The 26,249-nt window shown below is 36.9% G+C and carries 21 protein-coding genes and 1 riboswitch; of the genes, 3 read left to right on the top strand and 18 right to left on the bottom strand.

Going from position 1 to position 26,249, the window contains the following annotated elements; translation table 11 throughout:
- Positions 1–1,243 precede the first annotated feature (1,243 nt).
- The 3 genes from cysS to folE form a co-directional block, all read right to left on the bottom strand.
- A complete protein-coding gene (cysS, locus tag AC106K_RS14745) occupies positions 1,244–2,710 on the bottom strand; it encodes a cysteine--tRNA ligase (protein WP_482446284.1) in 1,467 nt (488 codons plus the stop codon).
- A gap of 123 nt (positions 2,711–2,833) precedes the next feature.
- Positions 2,834–3,265: a DinB family protein gene (locus AC106K_RS14750; RefSeq protein ID WP_482446285.1), complete on the bottom strand. Its 432-nt coding sequence runs from the start codon at positions 3,263–3,265 to the stop codon at positions 2,834–2,836.
- Positions 3,266–3,270: 5 nt separating this feature from the next.
- The gene (gene folE, locus AC106K_RS14755; RefSeq protein WP_065395967.1) at positions 3,271–3,936 is read right to left on the bottom strand and encodes a GTP cyclohydrolase I FolE; all 666 of its coding nucleotides are present in this window, start codon (positions 3,934–3,936) and stop codon (positions 3,271–3,273) included.
- Positions 3,937–4,037: 101 nt separating this feature from the next.
- Here folE and AC106K_RS14760 point away from each other — a divergent pair, with 101 nt between their 5' ends.
- Both AC106K_RS14760 and AC106K_RS14765 read left to right on the top strand, forming a co-directional pair.
- Positions 4,038–5,189, top strand: a complete 1,152-nt coding sequence (locus AC106K_RS14760) for a hypothetical protein (RefSeq protein WP_482446286.1) — start codon at positions 4,038–4,040, stop codon at positions 5,187–5,189.
- A 94-nt stretch (positions 5,190–5,283) separates the two neighbouring features.
- The gene (locus tag AC106K_RS14765) at positions 5,284–5,991 is read left to right on the top strand and encodes a hypothetical protein (protein WP_482446287.1); all 708 of its coding nucleotides are present in this window, start codon (positions 5,284–5,286) and stop codon (positions 5,989–5,991) included.
- A 52-nt stretch (positions 5,992–6,043) separates the two neighbouring features.
- Here AC106K_RS14765 and metF read toward each other — a convergent pair whose 3' ends face one another.
- From metF to AC106K_RS14800, 7 genes are all read right to left on the bottom strand, one after another.
- Entirely contained in the window at positions 6,044–7,003 is a 960-nt protein-coding gene (gene metF / locus AC106K_RS14770) for a methylenetetrahydrofolate reductase [NAD(P)H] (protein WP_185288870.1), read from the bottom strand.
- 7 nt (positions 7,004–7,010) lie between these two features.
- A complete protein-coding gene (gene metH / locus AC106K_RS14775) occupies positions 7,011–9,671 on the bottom strand; it encodes a methionine synthase (protein WP_482446288.1) in 2,661 nt (886 codons plus the stop codon).
- A gap of 1 nt (position 9,672) precedes the next feature.
- Positions 9,673–10,764: a fatty acid desaturase family protein gene (locus tag AC106K_RS14780; protein ID WP_482446289.1), complete on the bottom strand. Its 1,092-nt coding sequence runs from the start codon at positions 10,762–10,764 to the stop codon at positions 9,673–9,675.
- Positions 10,765–10,847: 83 nt separating this feature from the next.
- On the bottom strand, positions 10,848–11,858 hold the full coding sequence (locus AC106K_RS14785) for a homocysteine S-methyltransferase family protein (protein ID WP_482446290.1): 1,011 nt from the start codon (positions 11,856–11,858) through the stop codon (positions 10,848–10,850).
- A 71-nt stretch (positions 11,859–11,929) separates the two neighbouring features.
- Positions 11,930–13,090: an O-succinylhomoserine sulfhydrylase gene (locus AC106K_RS14790; protein ID WP_482446291.1), complete on the bottom strand. Its 1,161-nt coding sequence runs from the start codon at positions 13,088–13,090 to the stop codon at positions 11,930–11,932.
- Between the two features lie 124 nt (positions 13,091–13,214).
- Positions 13,215–14,753 (bottom strand): ACT domain-containing protein, encoded by a 1,539-nt coding sequence (locus AC106K_RS14795; protein ID WP_482446292.1) that lies wholly within the window; start codon positions 14,751–14,753, stop codon positions 13,215–13,217.
- A gap of 4 nt (positions 14,754–14,757) precedes the next feature.
- Positions 14,758–15,696 (bottom strand): alpha/beta fold hydrolase, encoded by a 939-nt coding sequence (locus tag AC106K_RS14800; RefSeq protein WP_482446293.1) that lies wholly within the window; start codon positions 15,694–15,696, stop codon positions 14,758–14,760.
- Positions 15,697–15,754: 58 nt separating this feature from the next.
- Positions 15,755–15,862: riboswitch (SAM riboswitch) on the bottom strand.
- 188 nt (positions 15,863–16,050) lie between these two features.
- Between AC106K_RS14800 and AC106K_RS14805 the strand changes: the two genes are divergently transcribed.
- Positions 16,051–18,669: an MGH1-like glycoside hydrolase domain-containing protein gene (locus AC106K_RS14805; protein WP_482446294.1), complete on the top strand. Its 2,619-nt coding sequence runs from the start codon at positions 16,051–16,053 to the stop codon at positions 18,667–18,669.
- A 214-nt stretch (positions 18,670–18,883) separates the two neighbouring features.
- Here AC106K_RS14805 and AC106K_RS14810 read toward each other — a convergent pair whose 3' ends face one another.
- The 8 genes from AC106K_RS14810 to AC106K_RS14845 form a co-directional block, all read right to left on the bottom strand.
- Entirely contained in the window at positions 18,884–19,303 is a 420-nt protein-coding gene (locus AC106K_RS14810) for an OsmC family protein (protein ID WP_482446295.1), read from the bottom strand.
- Positions 19,304–19,327: 24 nt separating this feature from the next.
- Positions 19,328–20,650 carry a DUF58 domain-containing protein gene (locus AC106K_RS14815; protein WP_482446296.1) on the bottom strand — a complete coding sequence of 441 codons (1,323 nt, stop codon included), beginning with the start codon at positions 20,648–20,650 and terminating at the stop codon, positions 19,328–19,330.
- A gap of 74 nt (positions 20,651–20,724) precedes the next feature.
- Complete coding sequence (locus AC106K_RS14820) at positions 20,725–21,075, bottom strand: four helix bundle protein (protein WP_482446297.1); 351 nt, start codon at positions 21,073–21,075, stop codon at positions 20,725–20,727.
- A 71-nt stretch (positions 21,076–21,146) separates the two neighbouring features.
- Entirely contained in the window at positions 21,147–22,178 is a 1,032-nt protein-coding gene (locus AC106K_RS14825; RefSeq protein ID WP_482446298.1) for an AAA family ATPase, read from the bottom strand.
- 154 nt (positions 22,179–22,332) lie between these two features.
- Positions 22,333–23,490 (bottom strand): hypothetical protein, encoded by a 1,158-nt coding sequence (locus AC106K_RS14830; RefSeq protein ID WP_482446299.1) that lies wholly within the window; start codon positions 23,488–23,490, stop codon positions 22,333–22,335.
- A gap of 12 nt (positions 23,491–23,502) precedes the next feature.
- Positions 23,503–24,294, bottom strand: a complete 792-nt coding sequence (locus AC106K_RS14835; protein WP_482446300.1) for a DUF4129 domain-containing protein — start codon at positions 24,292–24,294, stop codon at positions 23,503–23,505.
- A complete protein-coding gene (locus AC106K_RS14840) occupies positions 24,287–25,249 on the bottom strand; it encodes a DUF4013 domain-containing protein (RefSeq protein WP_482446301.1) in 963 nt (320 codons plus the stop codon). Before AC106K_RS14840 ends, AC106K_RS14835 begins: the two co-directional genes overlap by 8 nt.
- Positions 25,233–26,222 (bottom strand): stage II sporulation protein M, encoded by a 990-nt coding sequence (locus AC106K_RS14845; RefSeq protein ID WP_482446302.1) that lies wholly within the window; start codon positions 26,220–26,222, stop codon positions 25,233–25,235. The genes AC106K_RS14840 and AC106K_RS14845 overlap by 17 nt, the downstream gene beginning before the upstream one ends.
- Between the last annotated feature and the right edge of the window lie 27 nt (positions 26,223–26,249).

Genomic DNA, 26,249 nt, shown 5'->3' on the forward strand with positions numbered 1-26,249 from the left:
CTTTAGTTTTTCCTTACTTGGTTGTTATATTGTATGTCAATGATCTTTATATCTTCCGCTTTGTAACGAAGCAATCTTTCTGTCAGTGTCGCTCCGTATTTGCGAGTGCAAAAGTAAAACTTTATTTTGACTTGACCAAATGTTTTGAAAGAAAATTTTAAAGTTTTTTTTATTAACCTTAACCTCTCTAAAACCCTTAATCCATCTACTCCTGCGCTCCCTTAATTGGGACTGCAAAGATACAAACTCTTTTTTAACTCGCAACTTTTATTGATTAAAAATTTAAAGTTTTTTTTTCGTTCGTTTCTTCTTTAGAGTATATTGTTTCTGCTTATCTAAAAGCTCTTCTGCGCTTACTGATCCGCTTTCGTTTTTCAGTGGGGCAAAGATAACAACATTATACTAAGCAAAACAAGTTTATTTAACATAAAGTTCATATTCGGGTAATATTTTAGCGTAAACGTCTGAGAAGGAGTGGGAAAAATTTTAAACAAATGTTTGAGGGTTGGGGATAAGATATTGAAGAATCTGGAAATTGGAGGAAAATGAGGGTTTGGAAAGGATTTTTGGAGTGCATATATAGTAGGTGCAGTGGATACATAATGAAAATTATACCTATTATATAGTATGTTTTTTGAATTTTCTATTTATATAGTAATCTGGAAAGCTTTGTTGAGATGCCTACGGCATGATAAAGACTGTGGAAATGGGTGCCTGGGGTAATGAATATTTCTAAGTTTTGGCTAAAGCCAATGGATCGTGGGCTTTTTAGGTGAACGGGCTAAAGCCCGTTCCTAGTGATGGAAGACTGGGCGGATATAACAGGTCCTTCTTATATAAGAGCTGTCTATTATTTCTTTTCGGAACGATAGATTCTGTAAAAGATGCTGGAACTCATGCTGAGATACACTTATTACCTATTACCTATTACCGTGGATCATTTGTAATTCCCGTCCCCTACCCTAGCCCCGATAGAAGCGGTTACCCCACAGCACGAGTTGGAAAGCTCAAAGGTCGAAGCACTGGAGCGCGCGGGAGCGAGGAGTATGAGTGGATAGCGGGAAATAGCTCTGAAATAAATTAGAAATGATAAACTAATGAGTCTTAGAGAATTTGGTAGCTGGGAATGTATAACTCTATTAAGATGGGAGGGAATATTTAAAGAGGGATAAAAAAACATTCCGTAAGAATCCTGAATATTGGGGGACTCCTACGGAATGATTTTAAAACGAAGTTATATTTTCTAGTTCAGAACATAGGATGTTCCGTCTCTACCGTCTTTTAATTCGATACCTTCAGCAAGCAGTTTATCTCTGATCTGATCTGAAAGTTCAAAGTTTTTGGATTTTCTTGCCTGGTTTCTCAATTCGATCAAAACTTTCAGGGTCTGATCAAGCTTCTCATTGTTGTTTTCTTCTACAGTCTGCAATCCTAGAACATCAAAGATAAATGCGTGTAATGTTGATTGCAAATCTTCAAGATCTGTTGTTGAGATTGTTTCTTTCCCATCATTCAAAGCAAAAATGTATTTTACTGCTTCAAATAGATGAGCAATCAGGATTGGAGAGTTGAAATCATCTGTTAATGCATCATAACATTTATCTTTCCACTCTTTCAGGCTGAAACCGGATTGTTTTGTATCGTCAGGAGTGATTGTATTCAATACTTTCACAGCCTCCATCAATCTGATAAATCCTTTTTCACTTGCAATCATGGCATCATTGGAAATATCTAAAACACTTCTATAATGCGCTTGCAGGAAGCAGAAACGTACAATTGACGGATGGAAAGGCTTCTCAAAGAAGTCATTATCCCCTGTCACCAACTGCATTGGAAGAATATAGTTTCCTGTAGACTTACTCATTCGTTGAGAGTTCATAGTCAACATATTGGCATGCATCCAGTAGTGTACCGGTGCGGCTCCATTGCAAGCTTTTCCCTGAGCAATTTCACATTCATGGTGTGGGAATTTCAAGTCCATTCCTCCTCCATGGATGTCAAACGTTTCACCTAGATATTTAGTACTCATTGCTGTACACTCAAGATGCCATCCAGGAAATCCTTCTCCCCAAGGAGAGTTCCATCTCATGATGTGAGCGGGAGATGCTTTTTTCCAAAGAGCGAAATCCTGAGGATTCTTCTTTTCACCCTGTCCGTCAAGATCACGGGTATTGGCAAAAAGTTCTTCTATGTTACGTTTTGAAAGCTCACCATAGTTCAATCCTCTTTTATTGTATTCCAATACATCGAAATATACTGAACCATTGCTTTCGTAAGCAAATCCTGTATCTATTAATTTTTGAGTAAGCTCAATCTGTTCTACAATGTGACCTGTAGCTGTAGGCTCAATATTAGGAGGAAGCAGATTGAACATATCTAAAACTTTATGGAAATCTACGGTGTATTTCTGCACAATCTCCATAGGCTCCAGCTTTTCAAGTCTGGTTTGTTTTACGAATCTGTCGTTATTTACATCCCCATCATCAGTAAGGTGGCCAGCATCAGTAATATTTCTTACATATCTCACTTTGTACCCTAAATGCATTAAGGTACGGTAGATAAAATCGAAGGAAAGGAAAGTTCTTACATTTCCTAAGTGCACATTGCTATACACTGTAGGTCCGCAGACGTACATTCCTACATTTCCTTCTAAAATAGGTTTGAATATTTCTTTTTCTGCTGTAAGCGAGTTATATATTTTTAGTTGCATTTATTTTTTATTAAAAGATTCAATAGTTTTTAGATTTAAAAATTAGTTAAAATAATATTCTGTCACAACAAATAATCGTTGTGATAAAAATTTTATGTGAAACCTTTTTAAATTTTATCATTATTAAATCGCTTTTAAATGATGCTGCAAATGATCTACATAATCATTGATGATAAACTCTAACGTAAACCTCCGAGGTTCTGTTTTGGTTGTATCACAAATTCTCTGCAGTGCTTCATCAGGAATATTTTCTACAATGTGAACAATCTGATAGTTCAATGCTTTCCAAAGATTAATCAATTCGGAAGTTGGTACATTCTGATAGTTCTGTGCCTTTACCCAGATATTCTGATCGTATACGATATTCTCGTTCTCTTTATATTGAGTAACTACAAATCTACGGATATTTGTAAAAGCACTGTCACAAAGATGACCAATTATTTCTTTTTTGGACCATTTTTCCGGTGCCGCCCTGTAGATCCACTCTTCTTCAGAAATCGTTTGGAATCTCTGAAGTTCTTCATCTATAATATTTTTAAGGATCTGGTAGTTCATTACTATTAATCTAATTTGGCGTGGCTTCCTACATAATGTAAGAATTCCTGTCTTGTGATAGGGTTTGTTCTGAAGATTCCGCTCAATTCTGCTGTAATGGTAGAGCTTGCTGTGTCTTTAATTCCTCTGCAGTTTACACAAAGGTGCTTTGCATCTATGATACAGGCTACATCTTTTGTTCCCAATGCTTCTTTGAGAGCATCTACAATCTGCATCGTCAGTCTTTCCTGAACCTGAGGTCTTTTTGCATAGTAATCAACAATTCTGTTAATTTTTGAAAGTCCTATTACTTCTCCATTCGAGATATAAGCCACATGTGCTCTTCCTATGATGGGTAAAAAGTGATGTTCACAGAAAGAATATACTGTGATGTCCTTTTCCACCAGCATCTGACGGTATTTATATTTATTGGAGAAAGTAGATATACCCGGTTTGTTTTCCGGAAGAAGCCCTCCGAAAATTTCGTTCACATACATTTTAGCAACACGTTTTGGAGAATCCTTTAAGGAATCGTCTGTCATATCCAGCCCCAATGTCTCCATAATCTCGCCAAAAAGTTCCGTAATTTTTTCTATCTTTTCCTGTGGCGATTTATCAAAAGCATCTTCCCTTATAGGCGTATGTTCTTTTCCAGTGAAAATATCATCGTCGTTATCAGTAAAATCAACCATTTTTATTTAATTTGCAGCAAAAATACGGATAATATCTGTTCCTGTATATTCTATTGGGACGAAAAAACATTATCTTTTATAACCTATTCTGATTAAAACCTATGATTATTGTCGAAGAAGTACAAAGCAAACACCAAAAGAAGGAATTTCTGGAATTCCAGGCACAACTTTATCAACACGACAAAAATTATATCCGCCCTTTAGATCAACACATTGAAGAGATTTTTGATCCTGAAAAAAATAAGTTCTTCAAAAATGGAGAATGTGAAAGATTTCTGTTTAAAATAAACAAAAAGACCATTGGTAAAGTAGCCGTTTTCATCAACAATTGTTATGAGCAGAAACAACCTACCGGAGGAATAGGATTCTTTGACTGTATCAATGATCAGCAGGTGGCCAATTTTATTTTCGACCATTGTAAAGAATGGCTTCAAAAAAAAGGGATGGAAGCCATGGACGGGCCTATCAATTTTGGGGAAAGGGATAAATTCTGGGGACTTTTGACTGACGGTTTTATTGAGCCTCTGTTTGGGATGAATTACAATTTCCCTTACTACAAAGATCTTTTTGAAAATTATGGTTTTCAGGTTTATTTTGAGCAGCTTTGTTTTACCAGACCCATTTTCGCAGAAGTTTCAAGGATTTTCACCATTGCTCATGAAAAAAACAAAAGAAATCCCGCCATTTCAGCTCAGCCGATGAAGAAAAATAAACTGGAAAAGTTTGCCAAAGATTTCACGGAGGTTTATAATAAAGCATGGGCAGCTCATGGGGAAGGAAAGCATCTGGAAGAAGCCAAGGTATTGAAGATGTTTACTAAAATGAAACCTATCCTTAACGAGCATATTTCCTGGTTTGTCTATGAATATGAAAAACCTATTGCCATGTGGATCAATCTTCCGGATCTTAATCAGTGGTTCAAATATCTGAACGGGAAATTCGGAGTCTTTGAAAAGCTTAAGTTCTGGTTTCTTCAGCGGTTTAAAAAGAATGAGAAAATGGTTGGCCTCGTTTTCGGAGTGGTTCCTGAATGGCAAAAGAAAGGGATTGACGGGTATATGATCTGGGAAGGAACTCAACATCTGAGAAAACATACTGATTTTACAACTACTGAGCTCCAGTGGATCGGTGATTTTAATCCCAAAATGGTGAAAATTGCAGAAACACTAGATACTTCTGTGACGAGAAAGCTGGCAACTTACCGGTATTTATTTGACAGAAATCGAGAGTTTGAAAGGCATCCAACCTTATAAATCATTAAGAATATTTCTTTTTTTCACTGATTTAAAGAGAATATTTTCTATTTTTGATCATAACTTTGAAAAAACTCAAATAAAACCATACAAAATGAGAAAAGTAATTATAGGCGCCTTTTTGGTTGCTTCCAGCATTATTTATGCACAAAATCTTACCCCAGGTAGTTATCAGTCTGCTTACTCAAGCACTCTTTCTGTCAATAGCCTTGGAGGAGACCATGCTGTATTCGGGGTAAAATCTGAAAATTCAGGAAGGTCTTTAAAGTATGACGAAGTTGCAGGATCACCTTACTACAGCGCTGAATTTCATCCTGCTAAAGTGGCTGAAAATTTTGACAAAGTGCCTGTAAGGTACAATAGTTATAAGGATGAAATAGAGTTTCAGAAAGAAGGAAAGCCATGGGTTCTTCCTAAAGAGGAGCAATATTCCAGAATCGAAGTTTCTTCTCCTAAGAATACTTTGGTGCTATTACAGACCAATGATGAGTTGAGTGGCTATTTTTTTGAGATCGCTAATGGTCAAAATAAACTTTATAAAAAAGTAAAGACTAAATTTAATGATGCTGTTCCTGCTGCCAATTCGTATGCAACAGATAAAGCGGCTTTCTTTAAAACATTAGATCCGGTTTATTATATCAAAACTGAAAAAGGCTTCATTAAGAAACCTAAAAAGTTAAAAGATATTCTGGAGCTGTATCCTGCTAAGAAAGAATCTTTTGAAACATTCGTAAAATCTAATAATATCAAATTCAATAAAGAAGAGGATCTTATTAAACTGGTTAACTTTATGAACGGATAAAAAATAAACCCCTGTGAAAATCACAGGGGTTCCTTCATTTTTGGTACTTTTATTAGAATAGCTCACCGGCTACTTTTTTTATGTTATCACTTTTTCCCATTGAGTAGAAGTGTAAAACGGGAACTCCAAAATCAAGAAGTTCTTTACATTGAGCAATGGCCCATTCTATTCCGATTTGCTTAACAGCTTCATTATTTTTTGCATTCTCTACTTCATTGATAAGCTCCTCCGGAAGATCTATTTTGAATACCTGTGGCAGGATTTTCAAATGCTTTTTAGTGGCAATCGGCTTAATTCCCGGAATTATCGGAACTGTGATCCCCATCTCTCTTGCTTTCTGAACGAATTCAATATACTTTTTATTGTCAAAAAACATTTGGGTGACGATATAATCTGCTCCGGCATCTACTTTTTGCTTCAGCCATTTCAAATCATAATTCATAGAAGGGGCTTCCATGTGTTTTTCAGGGTATCCTGCTACCCCAATGCAGAATTTGTTCAGTTCATCACAAACCTGTTCTTCGTTGTGCAGGTATTTTCCTCTTCCCAGGTCATTAATTTGGTTTACAAGATCCATTGCACTGGCATGGCCACCTTGAGTAGGTTCGAAATACTGATGTCCTTTCATCGCATCTCCTCTTAATGCCATTACATTATCAATCCCAAGGTACATACAGTCTACCAAAAGATATTCTGTCTCTTCTTTTGTGAATCCTCCGCAAAGAAGGTGTGGTACTGTATCTACATTATATTTATGCTGAATTGCTGCACAAATTCCCAGAGTTCCGGGACGCATTCTTGTGATACGACGTTCCATCAAGCCGTTTCCTTTATCAAGATAGATATATTCTTCTCTTGAAGTGGTCACATCAATGAATGGTGGTTTGAACTCCATCAAAGGATCTATATTCGTGTAAAGGTCTTCAATACCAATCCCCTTTTGTGGCGGAACAACTTCTAAGGAGAATAAAGTTTTCCCATTTGCGTTTTTAATGTGCTCTGTTATCTTCATATCAATTTTAATCTGCTAAATTTGGTGACAACCATTTTCTCGCTTCCTGGATGCTACAACTTCTTCTGTCGGCATAATCCTTCAGCTGGTCTTCTGTAATTTTTCCTAATCCGAAATATTTGGCATGTGGACTTCCGAAATAATATCCGGAAACTGATGCCGTAGGGAACATTGCCAAGCTTTCTGTAAGGAAAACTCCTGTATTTTCTTCTACTTTCAAAAGGTCCCAAATCGTTTTCTTTTCCAGGTGATCAGGACAAGCCGGATACCCTGGTGCAGGACGGATTCCTTTGTATTTTTCAGCAATTAAGTCTTCATTGCTCAAATCTTCCTGAACGGCATAGCCCCAATATTCTGTTCTGACTTTTTTATGTAAAAACTCAGCATACGCTTCTGCAAAACGGTCTGCCAATGCTTTTACCATAATGGAGTTGTAATCATCATGGGCTTTTTCATATTCTGCTGACAACTCATCTGTACCAAAGCCTGTCGTTACACAAAAACACCCCATATAATCGGTTTTTCCGGAACTTTGAGGGGCAATGAAATCGCTTAATGCAAGGTAATCTTTGCCTTTTGATCTTTGGGCCTGCTGTCTCAGAGTTAAGAATCTAGCCTGTTCGTTGTTATTTTCATCAAAAATCAGAATATCATCGGTTTCATTGGAATTGGCTTTAAAGATTCCAAAGATTGCTTTTGCTGTTAAAAGTTTTTCATCTAAAATTCTCTTCAGAATCACCTGAGCATCTTTGAATAATTCTTTTGCCTGTACTCCTACGACCTCATCTTCCAGAATATTCGGGTATTTCCCGTGAAGATCCCAGCTTCTGAAGAACGGTGACCAGTCGATGAAAGGAAGAAGTTCATTCAGATCCTGATTTTCGATAATTTTTATACCTAAATTATTCGGTGTGAAAATTTCTTCCTGATCCCAATCAATACTAAAATGATTTTCTCTGGCCTCTTCAATGGAGACATAGTCTTTATCTACCTGCCTGTTTAAAAATTTCTCTCTGAAATCCGAATAATCATTTTTCAAATCTGACACATATTCTTTATTTCTGTCACCCAATAATGAGCTTACTACGTTGACTGCTCTTGAAGCATCATTTACGTGAACGACTGCATTTTTATATTTTAAATCGATTTTCACAGCGGTATGTGCTTTCGAAGTTGTTGCACCACCAATCAATAAAGGAAAATCTAAATTCTGTCTTTCTAATTCTGAAGCGATATATACCATTTCATCCAAACTCGGTGTGATCAATCCGCTTAATCCGATAACATCTACTTTTTCTTCAATAGCTGTCTGGATAATCTTTTCTGCAGGAACCATCACTCCGAGGTCAACAATCTCGTAATTATTACAGCCCAGGACAACACTCACAATATTCTTTCCAATGTCATGAACGTCTCCTTTTACTGTTGCCATTAAGATTTTGCCATTTGCCGGCTTTGAACCATCCTTTTCAGCTTCAATGAAAGGTTGTAAATAGGCCACAGCTTTTTTCATTACCCTTGCTGACTTTACTACCTGCGGCAGGAACATTTTTCCGCTTCCGAACAGGTCTCCCACTACTCCCATCCCAGTCATCAGATTAATTTCGATAACATGAAGTGGTCTTGCTGCCAATTGTCTGGCTTCTTCTACGTCTTCTTCAATGAAACGGTCAATTCCTTTTACCAGGGCATAGGTAATCCTCTCCTGTAGCGGATTGTTTCTCCATTCCAGATCTTCGGTCTTTTCTTTTTTTACCGATTTGTGCTTTTCGGAATAATCAAGAAGTCTTTCTGTAGCATCTTCTCTCCTATCAAGGATTACATCTTCTACAAGTTCCAGAAGTTCTTTATTGATTTCGTCATATACCTCCAGCATAGCAGGGTTCACAATACCTATATTCATTCCGGCCTGAATGGCGTGGTAAAGGAATACTGAGTGCATCGCTTCTCTTACGGTATCGTTTCCACGAAATGAAAAGGATACATTACTCACTCCCCCACTTACGGATGCATAAGGAAGATTTTGTCTTACCCAACGTGTAGCTTCAATAAAATCGATGGCATTTCTTCGGTGTTCATCCATTCCTGTTGCTACCGGGAAGATATTTAGGTCGAAAATGATGTCTTCTGCCGGAAAACCGATTTGATTCACCAGAATATCATAAGAACGTTTTGAGATTTCGATTCTTCGTTCAAGATTATCTGCCTGCCCGACCTCATCAAATGCCATTACAATGACTGCGGCTCCGTATCTCTTGATGGCTTTGGCATGTTTGATAAATTCTTCTTCTCCTTCTTTTAAGCTGATAGAGTTGACCACACATTTTCCCTGTGCCACCTGAAGACCCGCTTCCAGAATTTCCCATTTGGAAGAGTCTACCATGATTGGAATCCTTGCTATATCCGGCTCAGAAGCAATTAAATTCAGGAATTTGATCATGGATGCTTTTCCGTCGATCAAACCATCATCAAAGTTAACATCCAAAATCTGGGCACCGCCTTCTACCTGATGGCGGGCAATATCTAACGCTTCAGAGAATTTCTCCTCTTTTATGAGTCTTAAAAACTTTTTGGAACCGGCAACATTAGTTCTTTCACCAACATTGATGAAATTACTCTCCGGCGTTATGATAAGAGGCTCAAGGCCTGATAATCTTAAATACTTCATTTTATTCTTCTAAAATATAGTAGGCATTATTCGCATTCTGCCTCAATAAATCTCTATGCTTACCTAAAGCAGTGATCAACGGAAATCTTTTGTATGCTAAGCCATGCTCTTTAGCAAATTCTTCAATCTCCTCTGTGATCTCGTTATAATACATATAACTGTAGTTTGGGAATAAGTGATGGGCCACATGAAAATTAAAATTTCCTAATACATTTCTCACAAACCAGTTATTTTCTTTTAAATCATTGGTCACTTCCAACTGATGCCGAAGCCAGCTGAACGGAAGCCCATTTTCTTTATTTAATTTTGGAAAGGCATTATCAGGAAGCGGATGCAAAGGCAATAAAACAAACAATGCAAAAATACTTGCCGAAATCACCTGTAAAAACCAAGCTCCTAAAGCCAACCCTATTGATACTTTAAAGAACAACACAGGAACTACAATCTGATAAAAGAAATAGAACAGTTTATAGCTCACCATTTTCACTTTTTCTATTACAGGTATTCTTCCCTGGGTTTTCAAAATCACTCTTTCCTTGTCAAAGAAGTCTCTGAAGTCTCTTATAAACATCCAATTGAACAGATACAACGGATATACTAAAAAGAAAAATCTATGCTGATACTTCTGAACTCCTTTTGCTTTGATCCAAGGTACTATCAGCAACAAACCACTCTGCTCAATATCTGTATCCCATCCATCCACATTAGGATAGGCATGATGGCTTGCGATATGCCTTTTTTTCCAGATATAGGAATTGGCGCCTATAAAATCAAAAATGTGTAAGACCATCCAGTTTAGCCTTTTGCTTTTATAGATGTTGTTATGGGCTGCTTCATGGATTAAATTCAGATAAATCAGAACCAGGAAAATACCCATTAAAACAAAACTCAATATATAAGCCCAATGTTTTTCAGCATTAAACAAGGCAAAGAAATATAAACCTACATAGATCAGGGGCAGCAGTATAGCCTTCATCTGAATATAAATATCACGGTTTTCAGAAATGGCTTCTACCCGTTGGTTTACTTTCTTTCTCAGTTCATTAAACAGTCTGGCGTCTTCTGAATCTTTTAAGTAACTCGGCTTTTCCATTATATTAAATTTTGTGATTTATTTAAAGATAATATTTATAACCCAGCCCCCATTCTTGATTTTAATTAAAAAAATCTATCTTATTACACAAATTCTCTCAATTTTCTTGGCGGATAGTTTGCCACCAGATCTGCAATGGCTTTGATATGTTCCGGAGTGGTACCACAACATCCTCCAATAATATTGATTAAACCTTTCTCTGTATATTCTTTGATCTGTCTGGCCATATCTTCCGGAGTTTCTTCGTATTTCCCAAAAGCATTCGGCAATCCTGCATTCGGATAGGCTGAAACATGGAATTCTGAATTATGAGCTAGGGTTTCCAGATAAGGGGTCAACTGATCTGCTCCTAAGGCACAGTTGAATCCAACACTTAGCAGGTTCAAATGGGAAACAGAAATCAGAAAAGCTTCTGCAGTCTGTCCGCTCAATGTTCTTCCCGATGCATCTGTAATGGTTCCTGAAACCATAATCGGAATTTTGATTCCTCTTTCATCCTGAATTTCATCAATTGCAAACAAAGCAGCTTTTGCATTCAGGGTGTCAAAAATAGTTTCCACCAAAAGAATATCGGAACCTCCGTCTAATAAAGCTTCGCATTGCTGTTTGTAAGCTACTCTCAATTCTTCGAAAGTAATGGCTCTGTATCCTGGGTCATTCACATCAGGACTTAAGCTAGCGGTTCTGTTCGTAGGTCCTATAGATCCTGCCACGAATCTAGGCTTATCCGGATTTTTTGCTGTATACTCGTCACAGGCTTTTCTGGCAATTTTTGCAGACTCATAGTTCAGTTCATACACCAACTCTTCCATGTGATAGTCTGCCATTGCAATGGTTGTTCCGGAGAATGTATTGGTTTCAATAATATCAGCTCCTGCTTCCAGGTATTTCTTGTGAACTTCTTCAATGGCGTGGGGCTGCGTCAGGGAAAGAAGATCATTATTTCCTTTTACAGGATGCTCCCAGTCTTTGAAACGTTCTCCACGGTAATCTTCTTCTTCGAATTTGTATCGTTGAAGCATGGTTCCCATGGCACCGTCCAGGACGAGGATGCGTTCTTTAAGGGCTTTGTTTAGGGATTCTATATTTGTCATAGTGTGTATTGCTAGGTGATAGGACTTCGTTCTATCTGGGGTTAAATCGCCCCTTTGGGGCTCTTTGTCAATTAATCTAAAGCCTGCTTTAAGTCTGCGATAATATCGTCTACATTTTCCAGACCTACTGAGCAACGTACTAAACCTGCCGTGATGCCTACTTCGTTTCTTTCTTCGTCTGACAGCTTAGAATGTGTTGTTGATGCCGGGTGAGTAACGATCGTTCTTGTATCACCTAAGTTGGCAGAAAGCGAACACATTTGTATCTTATCCAGGAAGTTTCTTCCGCCCTCTATTCCACCTTTTATTTCAAAGGCAACAATATTTCCACCAAGCTTCATCTGTTTTTTGGCTACTTCATAGCTTGGGTGGGATTTCAGGAATGGATATTTTACCAATTCTACATTAGGATGGCTCTCTAAAAACTCGGCAACTTTCAATGCATTTTCACAGTGCTTTTCAACACGGATTGCTAATGTTTCTAAGCTTTTTGATAATACCCAGGCATTAAAAGGAGATAATGCAGGCCCTGTATTTCTTGCGAAAAGATAGATTTCTCTGATCAGGTCTGCTTTTCCTACTGCAATTCCACCTAATACTCTTCCCTGTCCGTCGATCAGCTTCGTTGCAGAATGTACAACAACATCCGCACCATATTTGATCGGCTGCTGAAGATAAGGTGTTGCGAAACAATTATCTACAATAAAAATAAGGTTATGCTTTTTTGCAATTTTCCCGAAAAACTCCAGATCTAGAATTTCTATTGCCGGATTGGTAGGTGTTTCCAGATATAGGATCTTTGTATTAGGCTTAATATACTGTTCTACATTCTCTGCATCTTCGGCTTTGAAGTAAGTGGTTTCAATATTCCATTTCGGGAAATACTTGGTAAACAAGGTATGAGTAGACCCGAAAACAGACTGACAGCTTACAATATGATCTCCCGCACTTAGCAAAGCTGCAAATGTTGAATAAATAGCTGCCATTCCTGTTGCAAAGGCGTAACCTGCTTCAGCTCCCTCCATTTTTGCAATCTTCTCTGTAAACTCAGATACATTTGGATTGGAGAAACGGCTGTATAAGTTTTTAGGTTTTTCTTCAGCAAAGCTTGCTCTCATATCTTCAGCATCCTGAAAAATAAAACTGGAGGTAAGATATAATGGAGTGGAATGTTCATCAAACTGAGATCTTTCAGTCTGGGTTCTTATTGCTGATGTTTCGAAATTTTCCATATAGTTTTAATTAATTTACCGATGTATGGATCTAACAGTGTAACAATGAGATTCTTCGTTTTGCACAGTATGGCAATTAACAATCATGGGTAAACTGTTACCTTGTTAGATTCCTACATTAATTTTATTTTGTTTCACTTAGTCTTAAAATATCTCCGAAAACTCCTCTTGCTGTTACCAGAGCTCCGGCTCCGGCTCCCATGATCACGATTGGATTTTCACCGTAGCTTTCTGTATAAATTTCAAAGATGGAGTCTGAACCTTTTAATTGTCCTAATGCTGAAGTGGCAGGAACAGAAATCAGTTTTACGTCTAATTCGCCTTTGTCTTTCTGTAAATCACCGTGCAGATCACCAACATATCTCAAGACATGGCCAGGTTCCTGGTTTTCTTTTATTTTTTGGTATTCATCATCTAGTTCTTCTAATCTTGAAAGGAATTCTGATTTTGAAACGGAAAGTAAATTCTCAGGAACCAGATTCTGGATTTTAATATCTTCGAACTCGTTGATCAAATCTAATTCTCTTGCCAGAATCAATAGTTTTCTTGCCACGTCATTTCCGGACAGATCTTCTCTTGGATCCGGTTCTGTGTATCCTTTTTCCAGAGCTTCATTGATGATGGTTGAAAATTTATCCTCTCTCAAAGAGAAATTGTTGAAAACATAGCTCAATGTTCCGGAGAAAACACCTTTAATTCTCGTTATATTTTCTCCTGAAAGGTGTAATAATTTGATGGTATCAATTAACGGAAGCCCGGCTCCTACATTGGTTTCATACAGATAACGTCTGTTCTTTTTGTTCAGGGTATATCTTAACTTACGGTATTCTTCGATAGGAAGGGTGTTGAAAATCTTATTGGAAGAAACCAGATCGAATCCGTTTTCTGCGAGTGCATGATAATTTTTAACAAAATCCTTACTTGCCGTGTTATCCACAACGATAAAGTTCTCCAGTTGATTTTCATTAGAGAAATTGATCAGCTCTTCTACATTGGATGGGTGCTCCGCTGTCAAAACCTCATCACTCCAGTTAGATTCAAAACCTTTTTTATTGAATGCAATTTTTTTGGAATTGGCTACTGCTACTACTTTAAGGTCGATATTCTTACGTCTTTTGATCTCTTCTGAAGATTCCAGAACCTGATCAATCAAAGTTTTCCCTACATTTCCGTGGCCAATAATCGCCAAATGAACGGTTTTCGGTTTTTTGAAAATTTCGGATTCGATGATATTTTTCGTTTTTTCGTCCTGTGAGGAAGTGACTACAATATTGACTCTGTTTTCTCCTGCGATCTGATTTAAAAGTAATGGAAACACATTATTTCTAGCCAGTTCAGCAAGAACTTTATTGAAATCTTCTGCTACAAATCCGATAACAGACACATTATTGATGCTATAGATCTGTGAAACTTTTCCTGATTTTCTTTCTGCCTCGAATTCATCGATAAGACAAGCAACTGCTTTTTCGGCGTCATTTTCGTGAACCAAAATAGAAATTCCGTTTTCTATGGCTTGCTGGGAGATCACTCCTACGCTAATTCTTGCTAAAGTAAGCGCTTTAAAAATTCGTCCGTCAATTCCGATTTCTCCTAAGAAATCTTCGCCTTCAAATTTGATAATTGACCTGTTCTTTAAAAATTTTATTTCATTAACCTTTTTCATTAGTCTATAAGATGTTTTTTATGATATTATTTAATTGTTGATATTCCATTAGGAAGGCATCATGCCCATGCATAGATTGGATCTCGTGATAAGAAACGTTCTTCTTTTTCTCTTTTAAGCTTTCAAAACACATTCGGATTTCAGAAGCCGGGAAGAACAAATCTGTATCTACGGAGATCATGTGCATTCGTGCTTCTATCTTCTCCAGTGCGGCTTCATCGGCATTAATATTCATCAGAAGGTGGTTCATCAGTCTGTATGCTTTTAAACTAAACCTTTCGTTTAGTGCATTACCATGATATATCAGCCAGTCTTCTGATTCGAGCCGCTGTTTATCCTGATTATATTGAGTTTGAAATCTGTCATTGAGCGATTGTGGGGTTCTGTAACACAACATGGCATGAATTCTCGCTTTTTGTAAAGGTTCATCCTGTGAATTCAATAAGAATTTCTGAACTAGGCATTGTGCGTGAAGCCAGTCGTGGGTTCTGTAATCGCAGGCTATAGGAATAAAAATTTCTGCAAGCTTAGGTTGCTTTGCCAGCATTTCCCATGCTATTCCTCCTCCCAGAGAGCCTCCAATAATGGCATATACATTTTTGATATGTAAAGCTTCCAGCCCTTTCAGAAATAGATTGGCTATATCTGAAGGGGTAAAGTCTTCATAGTCTTCAATTAAAAAATCGTCATAACCGTTTCCGGGTATATTGAAACACAGAACTGTGTATTTATTGGTATCAACCACCTGATTTTCTCCTACAAGCTGTTTCCACCAACCTTTTTCTCCAGATACTGCAGAGTTTCCGGTAAGGGCATGATTGATCAAAATGATGGGAGCTGTAAACAGGTCTTTCCCGAAAAGCTCATAGCTTAACGAGATACGATATTCCTTTTGGGAATAGGTCTGATACGAAAGATTAATATAGTTTAGTTCTGTTTTCAATTCTATTATTTTAATACAATTGAAAATGCCACAGGAAATGGCTGAAAAGAACTTCAGTAAGTTATCTGTCCAAAATAATTTTGGTAGAACGTAGCACCTTCTTTGCTTGCACAAAGGGTTGCTAAGGTTTCATAGGGTCTAATCCCTCAACCTTTCTTGATAACATTTTCAATATTTGAATGAACGAATGGTGCAAAGGTAGTTCTTTTATTTTAATTTCAAAAAAAAATTATTTTAATATTAAAAAAAGCCTTTAAATACAAGTCTTTCAGAACTATATTAATTATTATTCAGATAGAAAGAATTGGAATTATTTTACAAAAAAACTAACTTCGTATTGAAAAATGATGATATATGATCGCCGAAAAGGAAAGATTACAAGATAACAAATGGAAAAACTGGGGACCTTATGTAAGCAACCGGCAATGGGGTAATGTACGTGAAGATTACAGCCCAAACGGAAATGCATGGAACTTTACCAATCATAATAATGCCGAGAGCTATGCCTACCGCTGGGGTGAAGAAGGTATTGCAGGAATCTCCGATGTAAAACAGCTTTTCTGTTTCGCTTTTTCATTCTGGAATAAGAAAGATAAAATGGTAAAGGAGCGTTTCTTTGGTCTGAGCAACCCACAAGGAAATCATGGGGAAGACATTAAAGAAATCTTCTATTATCTGGACAATACACCTACGCATAGCTATATGAAGATGGTGTACAAATACCCGATCAATGAGTTTCCTTATGATGAGCTTCTTATTGAAAACGGAAGACGAAGTAAACAGGATCCGGAATATGAAATCTTTGATACCGGAGTTTTCGATAATGATGAATATTTTGATATTTTCATCGAGTACTGCAAGGCTGATCACAACGATATTCTGGCAAGGGTTACCATCTGCAACAGAAGTCAGCATGAAGCTCCCATTGTGGTCATTCCTACTGTCTGGTTCAGAAACAACTGGAAATGGGGGTACAATACTTATAAGGGAGAGATGAATGCCTATTCTTATGATGACAGCATCAATATCGGGCATGACAGTATTTCAATCAAAAAGCTGTATTCAAGAAATTCTAATGTACAGCGTGTATTCTGTGATAATGAGACCAATACGTCTAAGCTTTATGGAGCTCCTTTAGCTGAAAATAATTATTTTAAAGATGGGATCAATGATTTTGTTATTCATAGGTCCAACACCGTTAATCCTGAACATAAAGGAACGAAAGCGGCTTTTCTGATCGATGAAATGATTGAGGCAGGACAGTCTAAAGTTTTTGAATTCAGGCTGTGTCCTGATGAAACGGATGAACCTTTTGCTAATTTTGACGAAATCTTTACTGCCAGACAGACGGAAGCTGAAGAGTTTTATAGCGAAGTTCAGTATGATACGGTAAACGAAGATGAAAAGAATGTTCAAAGACAGGCTTTTGCCGGACTTCTGTGGAATAAGCAATTCTACCATTACAATATCGGAAAATGGCTGAAAGGAGATCCTAATTTTGAAGCTCCAAGAAATTTCAACGAATATGTAAGAAATACGGAATGGAATCACCTTCACAACAAGGATATTATTTCCATGCCTGATAAATGGGAATATCCCTGGTATGCTACGTGGGATCTGGCATTTCACTGTGTTCCCTTTTCTATTATTGATGCCGAATTTGCCAAAGGGCAGCTTTTATTACTGACCAAAGAATGGTATATGCATCCTAACGGACAGCTTCCTGCCTATGAATGGAACATGAGTGATGTAAACCCGCCTGTACACGCATGGTCCTGCTTCCGTGTTTTTAAGATTGATGAGAAAAATAATGGAAAGCCAGATCTTTTATTCCTTGAAAAAGTTTTCCAGAAACTTCTTTTGAATTTTACCTGGTGGGTCAACCGTAAGGATAAAAACGGGAAGAATATTTTCGGAGGCGGTTTTCTTGGGCTTGATAATATCGGTGCTTTTGACCGGAACATTGAGTTAAAGGATGGCCAGCACCTTGAGCAAGCCGACGGAACAAGTTGGATGGCAATGTACGCCTTGAATATGATGCGAATTGCGATGGAGCTTGCCCAATATTATCAGGTATATGAGGATATGGCCATCAAATTCTTTGAGCATTATCTGTATATCGCCGAAGCCATGGAAAATCTGGGGGAAGGAACGAAAGGTTTATGGAATGAAGAGGATGGCTTTTTCTATGATGTTCTCCAGCTTGGAAACGGAGACAGTGTTTCTTTAAGATTAAGAAGTATTGTAGGATTAATTCCTTTGTTTGCCGTAGAAATTGTGGATCACCGCCTACTGGAAAAGATGCCCAACTTCAAAACCAGAATGGAATGGATCTTAAAAAATAAACCAGAACTCACGAAACTTGTTTCTCATTGGGATGAAGAAGGACACGGAAGAAAGCATCTTATGAGTATTCTCCGTAAAAACAGATTGACAAAGGTATTAACAAGGATGCTGGACGAAAAAGAATTTTTAAGTTCTTATGGAATACGGGCCATGTCTAAGGTATATGAAGAAAATCCGTTTGTATTCTCGGTTCACGGAACAGAAAATGTAGTGTATTATACTCCTGCAGAAAGTGACAGCCGAATGTTTGGTGGAAACAGTAATTGGCGTGGCCCCATTTGGTTTCCGATCAACTTCCTGATTGTAGAAAGTCTGCAACGTTTCCATTATTATTATGGCAACAGCTTGAAAGTAGACCTCCCTACCGGAAGCGGAGATAAGAGAAATCTTGATGAAGTGGCACAAAATATCAGTAAAAGGCTCTGTTCGATTTTCTTAAAGGATGAACACGGCCAACGAGCTTTCAATGGAGGAAATCCAAAGTTTAATTATGATGAACACTTTAGAGATTATATCACCTTCTTTGAATACTTCCATGGAGATAATGGAAGGGGTGTGGGAGCTTCTCACCAAACCGGTTGGACAGCCACTGTGGCGAAGCTGATCAAGCCGAGACTTACTTTTTAATGAATAATAAAAACCTGGATATTCTTATCCGGGTTTCTTTTTGTATGTATTTTTTGCCACGGATGTACGAATGATTCTTTTTGCATAAGATCTATACAACTATATTTTTTATTGTATAAATCCTTCTTTATTAAATATTAGGTATTATTATCTATTATCTTATTCGTGCATCCGTGGCAAAATAAAAAATGAGGCATTCAAGCCCCATCAAAATTTATATTTTTTCTCCGTTTACATAGACTTCGTAGCCTATTTCTACATTCGGTTCTAAGGTTTTTGATACGGAACAATATTTTTCAAAAGACAATTCTGCTGCTTTCAATACTTTTTTAGGATCAATCTCTCCTTCTAAAAGGAATTTCACTTTAATAGATTTGAAAGGTTTGGCATCATCTACCTGAACTCTCTCACCTTCTACCTCTGCCTGAAAACTCTTAATCTCCTGGCGCTGCTTTTTTAAAATAGAAACTACATCAATCCCGCTGCAGCCTGCCACTGCCATCAGTACACTTTCCATTGGGGATACTCCTTTTGCTCCGGGCTGAGAAGTATTGTCCAAAAGAATAGAATTTCCCTGGCTATTGGTACATTCAAATAAAAAGTCGTCGTTGATTCTGTTAAGTGTTATTTTCATTGTTGCTTGTTGCTTGTTGCAAAGTTATAAAATTCCTCTCGCTTTTATTTCCAAATATTTATTGATAACATCGATATTCAAATTCTCGGGAAGGGTATATACGGTATAGATTCCATATTTGCGGAGCTCCTGAATAATGAGTTTCTTTTCAAATTCGAATTTCTCAGCGACAATTTCATCATAAATCTCCTGCATATTTTCAGGATTTTTATTGATCAGTGTCTGCAGCTCGGAGTTTTTGAAAAATACAACTACCAGCAAATGGTTCTTGGCAATTCCGCGGAGATATTTCAACTGGCGGTTGAGCCCATCAAGGGTTTCAAAGTTGGTAAAGAGTAAAATAAGGCTTCTTTGATTGATAGAATATTTTACATCCTGGTATAAACGATTGAAATCACTTTCAAAAAAATCGGTTTTAATGTTATAAAGTGCTTCTGAAATTTTTTTCAGCTGTCCCGATTTATTGTCGGCGGCAATTTTATTCTCTGCTTTTTTCGAGAAAGTCATCATTCCTGCCCTATCTCCTTTTCGGAGAATAATGTGTGATAATGCCATAGTAGCATTGATCGAATAATCCAGAAGGCTTAATCCGTTGAAAGGCATTTTCATCGTTCTTCCTTTATCAATCAGCATAAAGATCCGTTGTGATCTTTCATCCTGAAACTGATTGACCATAAGCCGATTGGCCTTGGAGGTTGCTTTCCAGTTGATTGTTCTGATGTCATCTCCAGGGACATAGTCTTTGATCTGCTCAAATTCCATGGTATGTCCCAGCTTTCTGATTTTCTTAATTCCACCCAACAAAAATTCGCTTTGCAAAGCCATCAGCTCATATTTTCTCAGGTGAATAAATGATGGATAAGCAGCCAATGTTGCATCTTTCTGGAATGTATATCTTTTTGAGACCAGTCCTAAAGGTGAAGATGCATAGATATTCAATCCTCCGAAATGATATTCTCCTCTCTCTTTGGGTTCCAGGGTATACTGAAAAAAGGTATTGGACCCTGGGCTGACCTTCTTCTCAATTAAAAAATCTCTTTTCTGAAACTGGAAAGGGATTTCATCAATGATCCTGGTGTTTATTGTAAAATTGTAGTTGTTTTTAATATCAATTTTCACAAAGTTTTCGTCACCGTTGGATAGTTTTTCCGGTAATATTCTCTGAGCCTGTAATGCATTTTTATGATTAAAAAGCAACAGATAATCTACCATAGCCGCAAGAAAGCAGATCAACAAAACAATGTGAGCCCCCCACATCAGGACCGGAAAGAAAAATGCTAAGACATACAGCACTCCCACTCCTATGAGTGTAAAGAAAAAGCGTGTATTGATGTATAAGTTTTTCATTATTTAGGTGGCAGGTTGCAGATTATAGGTTTTAGGTTTTAGATAAATACTCATTCGCTTTATCCCGATCATTATTATTGTAAGGAGTTGATTAAGCCATTTAACATTTTCGAAATTTCTATAATCTCATGATTTAATTTTAAATAATCCTCTTCTTTTAAAAAATTGAGATTTTTTGAAATTATTAATTGTGTTTCCACTTCTGCACAACTGCCTCTTGATATTTTTAAAAATTGCAGGTAATCAGGCTTGCTTCTTCTTGAATTTCCTTCGGCAATATTGGATGGTATAGAAACGGAGGCTCTTCTAATCTGTGATATTAGTCCATAAACTTCATTCTTAGGAAAAGCATCTGTAATTCTATAAATTTCAGTAACAAAATCAATAGATTTCTGCCAAACTAAAAGGTCTTTGAAATTTGCCATATTGAATATTTTGTACTTAATTTAAATCTTGGTTCTCCATCACCTACTACCTGCTACCTGTAATCGACTTCCTATCTGGGAATCTCTATTCCTTCTAAGATCTGACGGATAATTTCATCTGCAGTAAGTCCTTCCATTTCTCTTTCCGGAGAAACGATTACTCTGTGTCTTAAAACAGCATAACTTGCTTCTTTAATATCTTCAGGGGTTACAAAATCTCTTCCTCTTAAGGCAGCGAAAGCTTTTGATGCAGTAAGAAGTGCCAATGATGCTCTTGGAGAAGCTCCCAGATATAAGAACTGATTTTCTCTGGTATTGATGATAATTTTAGCAATATATTCCATCAACTGAGCCTCTACGATAATCTCTTTTACCAGATGCTGATAATTTTTCAGTTGTTCTGCTGTAATGACACTGTGTACTCCTTCGGTTTTATCTTCTTTCTTACTTTCATGCTGATTTCTGATAATGGCGATTTCCTGCTCAAGGTTTGGATACCCCACGTTGATCTTGAATAGAAAACGGTCCAGCTGCGCTTCCGGAAGTCTATAGGTACCTTCATGCTCTATCGGGTTCTGGGTAGCAACGACAAGGAATGGCTCTTGCATCGTATAACGGGTACCATCCATTGTGATCTGTCTTTCTTCCATCACCTCAAATAAAGCGGACTGTGTTTTCGCCGGCGATCTGTTGATCTCGTCAATGAGTATAAAATTGGAAAAAATTGGGCCTTTTTTAAATTCAAATTCGGAGTTTTTTACACTGAAAACGGATGTCCCCAGAATATCTGAAGGCATAAGATCCGGTGTGAACTGAATTCTGCTGAAGCCCACATCAATGGTTTTAGCTAATAGTTTAGCCGTAATGGTTTTAGCCACTCCTGGAACTCCTTCAATCAGGACGTGCCCGTTTGAAAGCAGTGCCGCCAAAAGGTGGTCTATCATATTTTCCTGACCTACAATGACCTTTCCTATTTCTGCTTTTACTTTGTCTAAGCTTGCACGAAGTTCGATCATATCTATTCTGGACTGAAACTGATCTTCGTTTTTATTGAGGTTTATAGAAGTTTGATTTTCTGTGTTTGGGTTATCGAAGTTTTCCATAATTTTTATTTTTGTTTTGATAGGACTTCGTTCTATCTTTGGCTAAATCGTCCCGTTGGGACTCTCTTTTTTCAATACAGCAATGTAATAATTATACAGTTTTATTAAAATAGTTTGTATTTCTATTGGTTTACTCTACTGTTGTACTATTATATTATTTAAATATTTCGTCAAGCAGTTTATTGATCCTTGCGAGGTCTTCCTTGATCACACTGGCATAAGGATCCTGTGCTTTTTTGATCAGGTTGATGGCTTCATTGATCATTTCCATTGGTTTTCCAGTCTTTAATTGTAGTTTTTTAGCGAAGTCTTCGTCTAAATTCTGGGTATCAATGAGCAGATCCAGTCTTACTTTATTCAGGAAATACTGGGCTTTTTTTGACATCATATCATGAAAATCGCCTTCCTGAAGATAGAGATTTCCAATACTTTTCACAAAATCCAGGGAAGTATTTCGCAATGGTTCTGTTATAGGCACTATTCTCTGTTTTCGCTTTGCATTAAAGAAAATGAACAGTATAAGTCCTCCCAAGAGGATCCACCATGCATACTTTAAAGCCGGATTGGCTAATATAAACCTCATAAAGAACTGAGAAGTCTTTGTGTTGCTTTTTACAAACCAAAGCGTTTCTTTATCCGGAAGATAGGAAAACACATCTTGTGCATATTTTATATTTCCGGGTTTCAGGAGGTAATAATTGGTAAGAAAAAGCGGTTCTGTATGGGCATAGATAATTCCTTTGCCAAATTTCACTTTAATAAAGTTTGCCTGATCTGTATTCCTCTTTTCTACCGTTTTTCCCAGTATTTCAACTCCGGGTTTAATAAATGAAAACCCTCTTCCTGATGGAAATTTATCTAATTTAATGAAATCATTCTGATATTTCTTATCTGTAAATTTCAGTACATTTTCTTCTTCAAATGATATTTCCGAGTCATAGTATCCTATGCTGTCCGAAATCTCTTTAGGCATACGGCTTACCATCAGCATTGCTTCTGATCCGGCAGAAACCTGATCCAGAATTTTCTTCCAAGACTGGCCATCTATGTCGTTTTCGATGATAATGATATTATGGATTCCCTTTTTATGCTGGCTATAGTATTCGTAAGGAGCCGTCTCAATTTTCTTCAGATTATTTTTAAAGAGATTTCCAGCTTCATTATTGAAAACAAACAGACCAAAAGGAGATTTTTCATGAATATCAAAATTCTTCCGCCAGTTTAGGGTCTCTTTTTTATTAACTTCAAGCAACGCCAGAATCGTCATCACAATGATGAAAATTACAGCATATATTTTGAAAGTTTTATTCATGATTAGTTTTTGTTATGGTTTAAATGCCTGATATTTATTTTTAAATTTCTGATAGCTTTGTTCTTCGATATTGAACTCCCCGTACCAGACATTGTCAAAAATATAGGACAGATCGAAGAATTCATTTTTCAGGTGAGCTGCCTTTAATTCAGCGGTATAATCTTTATTTGTTTTTTCAGGGTTCCAGTTGATCAATTTTTTATCACTCAATTTCTTAAGAATAAACAGGAACTGATACCGTACCGCTGAGCGATAGTCCTTTGCAAGTTCAAATTTGGCAATGCTTTCAGGAAAATTAATCTCATGGATGTTTTCATGTAGCTCTTCTACATTCAGATTCAGTTTTTTATTTTTCTTACCGAAAATGAAGTTTCCATCTTTTCCAAGAATATATTTGATGATGAAATAAAGCAGAAAACCGACAAGGATAATAGCAAACAGACGAATAAGAAGAACTGTGAATTCCGCAGATTTTGTAAAAGCTGTTTCACCAAAAATGCTTTGTATAAGCTGCTCTATTTTTCGCATCAGTTTTTGCCCGAAAGATTCTCTGGGTTTGGATACTGAATAATCGAACTCATTTCCTTTATATCTTGATGGAATATTCTCTTTGAACTGTTTAGGATAAACTGTATTCTCGGAAACCGGGGTTTTCATCAATACCGAATCTGCACGCAGCATATTGCGGTAATGCTCGGTTGTATAAAGAGAATCTACCAGATCATCACCTACAGGCCCGTCATCCTGAGCCTGAACGAGCCCAAGAGAAAGAAAAAAAAGGATAAAAAAAAGAATCTTATTCATTGATACCTATCGTGTCTATTTCTTCAAGTTCTACTTTCTGGTGAAGATCAGTTCTGCTGTCATAATACATCAGCCCGGAATTCACATACAGCAAATTGGAAAGAACTAATGAAAGCAGCATAGAAATTCCATAAAATACAAAAAAAATCATTCCTACAGTTCCGGTGAAGGGGTTTTGTTCAAAATTCCCATCAGGGGTTGTAGTCAAAATCGATCCATAAAAAAATATAACCGGAATATACGTGAATACGGAAGAAATAATAGATACCATCGTAATCATAATGATGGATGCTCCCCAATATTTCCAATAAGGTGATTTTTCACTTCCGTTCGGGTAAGAGAACTGTGATCGTATAGAGTAGCTGAGGCTTTCAAAAAACCTTCTGTCCGAATTAAAATAATCATACATCAAAAATGTAACAACATTAAATATGGTAGGATAGATCAGCATTACAAGGAAAAATCCGATAATAAGAAAGATAAGGATATAAGAAAATCCTATCACAAAGAAAGCCAATGGGGTAACAATAAAAATCAGCCCGATACATAGCTTGGCTATTTTCCCTGCATTCTTTTTAAAATCTCCCAGAATTTCATCTGTTTTGATATTCTCCGCTCCCTGAACAATTCTCTTCATATAGAAAACGGGATACAGATAACTGATGATCGCCAGAATCATAAAAAGCAGTAAGGTGAGCATACCCACAACAATCAGCATTCCTCCGTTATCAGAAAAATACTGCTCAAAATATCCGGAATCGCCATCCATGTTGGATCCTAAAACCCGGGTAAAAAGTTCTCTGTATCCGAAAATAATGACTCCTACCATAAGTATGAGCAAGAGCCCGTTGATCAACAGATAGCTTTTGAAATAATTCTTTCCATATAATTTAAAGAAATTGAAACTATCACTGATAAAAGTACCAAAATCTCTTTTTTTATAAAACTGTATCATGGATCTGTTTATTAGTTTTTTTATTGACAATGGATGGATACACAAGGTAATAAAATATCACAATGGCCAGTGAAGTAAAAATAATCAATAAGTTGACCGTCAAAGGCATTCTCAAAGCATGTCTTGTAACATAACCTTCAATAATCCCGGCACAAATAGTGAAAGGTATGGTACTTAAAAATATTTTAAAAGAGTCTTTAAAGCCTTTTTTAAAAGAATTGAATCTTGAAAAAGTTTTGGGAAACAGAATGGAGGCTCCTAAAATCAATCCACACATAGCCTCAATAACCATAGCAAAAATTTCGAATACTCCATGAAGCCATATTCCTCTTGCACTGTCTTTCAATGCTCCATAATCATAGAAAAAATATTGAAAAGCCCCTAACATTACACTATTGGAAAGCAATGCATATAAAGTTCCTACTCCACCGAAAATGCCATAAACATACAATTTGGCTCCTACTCCTATATTATTAAAAATAATCCCGATGGTACTTCCCCACGTAGAACCGCTATCATATATAGCTACAGCATTTCCGCTTTTTATATTTTCTATGGTTTCATTGACATAAGCTTCCCCATTGGGTATCGCAACTGCCAGAAAACGTTTGTCATGGATAGCCGAAAGCACACCAATGGAGGTAAACAAGATGAAAAACAGAAAAGCATAAAGCAAGTATCTGCGGTATTGATACACCAAAAGAGGAACTTCCGTTCTGAAAAAATACAGCAGTCTGTTTTCTTCTACCCTTTTGGTCTTATAGATCTTCTGAAAAATCTGAGATGACAGATGGTTAAGATAAACCGTCGTATTACTTTTGGGATAATACGTCTGGGCAAAAGAAAGATCGTTGATCAGGTTGATGTATAATGAAGACAGGTCATCAGGATTTTTTTTTACTTTCCCATCAATAACCTGTTCTATTCCCAACCATTTTTCTTTATTTTGTTTAATGAAATAAACTTCTCTCATAATTGTAAGGCTAAAATAATAAAAAAT

Source organism: Chryseobacterium sp. FR048 (assembly GCF_056844665.1).

Bases quoted from the DNA above. Each gene is read 5' to 3' on its own strand.
- cysS (WP_482446284.1), bottom strand. From the start codon at position 2,710: ATGCAACTAAAAATATATAACTCGCTTACAGCAGAAAAAGAAATATTC.
- AC106K_RS14750 (WP_482446285.1), bottom strand. From the start codon at position 3,265: ATGAACTACCAGATCCTTAAAAATATTATAGATGAAGAACTTCAGAGA.
- folE (WP_065395967.1), bottom strand. From the start codon at position 3,936: ATGGTTGATTTTACTGATAACGACGATGATATTTTCACTGGAAAAGAA.
- AC106K_RS14760 (WP_482446286.1), top strand. From the start codon at position 4,038: ATGATTATTGTCGAAGAAGTACAAAGCAAACACCAAAAGAAGGAATTT.
- AC106K_RS14765 (WP_482446287.1), top strand. From the start codon at position 5,284: ATGAGAAAAGTAATTATAGGCGCCTTTTTGGTTGCTTCCAGCATTATT.
- metF (WP_185288870.1), bottom strand. From the start codon at position 7,003: ATGAAGATAACAGAGCACATTAAAAACGCAAATGGGAAAACTTTATTC.
- metH (WP_482446288.1), bottom strand. From the start codon at position 9,671: ATGAAGTATTTAAGATTATCAGGCCTTGAGCCTCTTATCATAACGCCG.
- AC106K_RS14780 (WP_482446289.1), bottom strand. From the start codon at position 10,764: ATGGAAAAGCCGAGTTACTTAAAAGATTCAGAAGACGCCAGACTGTTT.
- AC106K_RS14785 (WP_482446290.1), bottom strand. From the start codon at position 11,858: ATGACAAATATAGAATCCCTAAACAAAGCCCTTAAAGAACGCATCCTC.
- AC106K_RS14790 (WP_482446291.1), bottom strand. From the start codon at position 13,090: ATGGAAAATTTCGAAACATCAGCAATAAGAACCCAGACTGAAAGATCT.
- AC106K_RS14795 (WP_482446292.1), bottom strand. From the start codon at position 14,753: ATGAAAAAGGTTAATGAAATAAAATTTTTAAAGAACAGGTCAATTATC.
- AC106K_RS14805 (WP_482446294.1), top strand. From the start codon at position 16,051: ATGATCGCCGAAAAGGAAAGATTACAAGATAACAAATGGAAAAACTGG.
- AC106K_RS14810 (WP_482446295.1), bottom strand. From the start codon at position 19,303: ATGAAAATAACACTTAACAGAATCAACGACGACTTTTTATTTGAATGT.
- AC106K_RS14815 (WP_482446296.1), bottom strand. From the start codon at position 20,650: ATGAAAAACTTATACATCAATACACGCTTTTTCTTTACACTCATAGGA.
- AC106K_RS14820 (WP_482446297.1), bottom strand. From the start codon at position 21,075: ATGGCAAATTTCAAAGACCTTTTAGTTTGGCAGAAATCTATTGATTTT.
- AC106K_RS14825 (WP_482446298.1), bottom strand. From the start codon at position 22,178: ATGGAAAACTTCGATAACCCAAACACAGAAAATCAAACTTCTATAAAC.
- AC106K_RS14830 (WP_482446299.1), bottom strand. From the start codon at position 23,490: ATGAATAAAACTTTCAAAATATATGCTGTAATTTTCATCATTGTGATG.
- AC106K_RS14835 (WP_482446300.1), bottom strand. From the start codon at position 24,294: ATGAATAAGATTCTTTTTTTTATCCTTTTTTTTCTTTCTCTTGGGCTC.
- AC106K_RS14840 (WP_482446301.1), bottom strand. From the start codon at position 25,249: ATGATACAGTTTTATAAAAAAAGAGATTTTGGTACTTTTATCAGTGAT.
- AC106K_RS14845 (WP_482446302.1), bottom strand. From the start codon at position 26,222: ATGAGAGAAGTTTATTTCATTAAACAAAATAAAGAAAAATGGTTGGGA.